This window comes from Saccharothrix sabaoui (genome assembly GCF_051756985.1).
Lineage (GTDB): Bacteria > Actinomycetota > Actinomycetes > Mycobacteriales > Pseudonocardiaceae > Actinosynnema.
On the sequence record NZ_JBPKJK010000316.1, the window covers coordinates 1 to 3,231 of the forward strand.

The window sequence follows — 3,231 nt, forward strand, 5'->3', positions numbered from 1 at the left end:
CGGGGTCGACCCGCGGACCGGCGGTCACGGTCTGGTCGGCCGAGGCGGACAGCACGGTGGGCGTCCAGCCCAGGTACTTGCCGCCGAGCTGCTGCCCGTCGACCGTGGTGAAGGCGCGCACCCGGCCGGAGGCGTTCCAGCCGGGGTTGTCCGCCCTGGTGTCGGTGACGGTGATCGGCTTGAGCGCGCCGGCGGCGGCGTAGCGGTCGGCGGCCGGGGTGAGCGTGAGCGCGCCCAGGTCCACCTCCCGGTTCTCCGGCGCGACGCTGATCGCCAGCACGCCCTCCTGCGCGCTCAGCGTCGTGCTGATGGTCGGGCCGTTGACCGGGTCGTTGCCGTGGTCGTCGACGTCGACGACGACCGGCGCGGACTCGGCGATCACCCGGTGGTCGTGGTCGTAGAGCACGGCCTTGACCTCGCGGCCGTCGTCGGCGGTGCGGACGACGAAGCCGTACTTGCCGCTCAGGGCACCCGGCACGACCGACCACTCCGCCTCACCGGCGGCACGGGTGAACCAGTGGTAGTGCTCCTCGCCGGTGGACGGGGTCTGCACGGCGGTCAGGGCTGCGACGCCGCCCGCGTGGTAGTGCGCGGCCAGGCCGGTGACGGACAGCTGCGTGGCCGGGGTGCCGGGGTCGGTGCCGGGGTCCTGCGGCAGCTCCTCGCCGACGAAGAACGTGTAGACGACGGGCTGGAGCTGCTCGGCGGTGCCGCCGGGCGGGGTCACCGCGGCGCGCACGGTCACCCTGTACTCGCCCTGCTCGGTGAAGCCCCAGTTGACGTGCTCGTGGTCGGCCGTGCTGGTGAACGACTTCGGCCCGTCCCCGGCGGAGGCGAGGAAGACGTTCGGGCCGTCCTCGCCGTTCTGCCACAGCGCGAACGCGCCGGGGCCCTGCACCGAGTCGAGGGCGTAGGTCACCGACGTGCCCTCGGCCACGGCGGGGCTGTGGCCGAAGCCGCCGAACACCTGACCCGCCTGGGACGTCTGGGGCAGCAGGTAGTAGGTCTCGCCCTGCGGCTTCCAGCCGGGCAGTCCGGCGATGGTCGCGCCGACCGTGCGCGCGGCCACCGACGGCTTGGCCTGGATCACCAGGTCGGCGGGAGCGACGTTGCCGGCGGCGGTGTGCGCCACCAGCGTGTGGGCGGAGTCCACGACGTCGACGTAGAACACGTCGACGTGGCCCTCGGACACGACCTGCTTGTCGGCGTAGGCGGCTTCGGCGTGGGCGGTCCCGGTCAGGGAGCCCAGGGCGAGCCCCAGGGCGGTGACCGAGGCCAGGGTGGCGGTGTACCGCCCCGCCCGGCTCTTGGTCCTGCGGTCTTGCACTGCGTTCACGGTTCTTCCTCGGTTCTGGCCGGGCCCGGGAGGGCGCGGCGCGGTGGGGACGACGTCCGGGGACGTCGGACGGGAAGGGACTCCTTCCTCGTGGGTGGTTCAGGAACGTCGGCGGGCCGCGGCCACGGTGGCCAGGCCGGTCAGGAGCAGGCCGAGCGGGATCAGCAGGGCGGCGGCGACGGCCAGGCCGAGCAGGTGCTCGCCGTCCAGGCCGGTGCTCGCCAGGCCGGGCGCGCCGGGCGCGCCGGGCGCGCACCCCCGGCCGTCCGCGGTGCCGCTGAAGGAGGACCGCGGCACACCGGGGGACCGGCTCAGCGGGACTGTCCACACCGGATCGGATACGGGGAAGTCGTGGCCCGGGCCTGCCGCCGGGGTCTGGGTGACCCCGGTCCGGACGCACGACGCCGCGGGACCGGTCGGGGGCGGTGGGGGCGCCGGGGTGTCGGTCGGTGGGCCCGGTGCGGTGGTGGGCACCGCAGTGGTCGGCGGGGCAGTGGTCGGCGGGACGGCGGGATCGACGCGGAGGGTGACCGCGCGGGAGGAGGTCGCGGTGTCGCCCCCGGCGTCCACCAGGTCGAAACCGAGTTCGGCCCCGTCGAGGTCGGCGGTGGCCACGAGACCCAGGGACTCGCCGGTTCCGCGCGGCGTGGGGGTCGCGCCCCGCCTGGTCCACCACGACACGGTGTGACCGGGGCGGGCCGGGGTGACCAGCGCGGTGGCGGTGACGGTCTCCCCGACGACGTAGCGGTCGCGCACCCCGACCACGACCGCGCCCGGCGGAGCCCGCGGGTTGGCGACCGCGGCCGACCACGAGGGCGCCACCAGGTCCGCGACCGCCGGCACGAACCGCGCGCCGTAGGCGACGGCGGTGGCGTCGGGGACCTCCAGCACGGCCTGCCCGCCGTCCACCGCCGCGTGGCCCACGACCTCGTCGCGGGTGGCGTGGTGGGCGTGGAACTCGACCCACCCGGTCGGGACGCCGCCGTGCAGGTGCGCGGGTCCGCCGGTCACCCGGCCGGTGAGCCGCAGCCCGCCGGCGGTGTCCGCCACGTCCAGCGCCGTCGTGGTCGCCGCGGTCGCGAGCGGGCCGACCACGACGGCGTAGCGCGCGGGGGCGGAGGTCAGCGGTTCGCCCGACGAGGTGGTGGCGGAGGCGGTGAACTCCAGTTCGTAGACGCCCGGCGCGGTGAACGCCCAGTTGGCGTGCGCGTGCGTCGGCACCGCCGCGCGCAGCGTCCGCAGGCCGGGGTCGTGGGAGCTCCAGACCCGCTCGGGCCCCTCGACACCGCTGAGGTAGACCTCGACCCGGCCGGGCCCGCGCACCTCGCGCAGGGTGATGTCCACCGCGTCGCCGGCCAGTGCGCCGCGCGGCACGGACCCGGTGTTCCAGCCCGCCCACAGCACCCCGGGTCGGAACGCCTGCGGGAGCACGTGGACCGGCGCGCCGGCCGGGACGCCGAGGAAGGCGTGGGCCGCGGAGCCCGGAGCGGGCCGCAGTGCGGCGTCGGTGACGTTCACGGTGGTGCGCGCGGGGTCGAACCGGGTGGCCGTCCGGTCCACATCGGACTGTCCCGCCACGACCAGCGATCCCGCTTCGAGGAACACCGACACCAGGTCGGCGTGGCCGGTCGCGAGCAGCTGCCGCTGCGGTGGGGTCGGCGCGGGCCCTTCCTCGGCCGTCGCCGTCGCGCCGGAGGCCGACATCGTGATCAGGAAGGCGGTCGCGGCACGCGTGATCTTCGCGGCGAGGGGCGCGCGTGGGTGGGACTTCGCTGTGCGGGACCGCATCTCTCCCTTTCGGTGGAGCCTGGTGCGACCACGCTAATTGATATGATAATCCTTTTCAACTATCACTCCGGGTGGTTGGCCCGTCACGGTCCCGTCGCCGAACGCGC

General features: G+C 75.4%; 2 protein-coding genes. Both read right to left on the reverse strand.

Annotation, left to right across the window (positions count from 1 at the left end):
* Window positions 1-1,336 (reverse strand): choice-of-anchor M domain-containing protein (locus ACR807_RS41455; protein ID WP_438927036.1); only part of this gene is annotated, 1,336 nt, incomplete at its 3' end.
* Between the two features lie 99 nt (window positions 1,337-1,435).
* Window positions 1,436-3,124, reverse strand: coding sequence for a choice-of-anchor M domain-containing protein (locus tag ACR807_RS41460; RefSeq protein ID WP_438927037.1), 1,689 nt, complete (start codon window positions 3,122-3,124; stop codon window positions 1,436-1,438).
* Window positions 3,125-3,231: the final 107 nt, after the last annotated feature.

Coding starts and splice junctions, on each gene's coding strand:
- ACR807_RS41460 (WP_438927037.1), bottom strand. CDS start 3,124: ATGCGGTCCCGCACAGCGAAGTCCCACCCACGCGCGCCCCTCGCCGCG.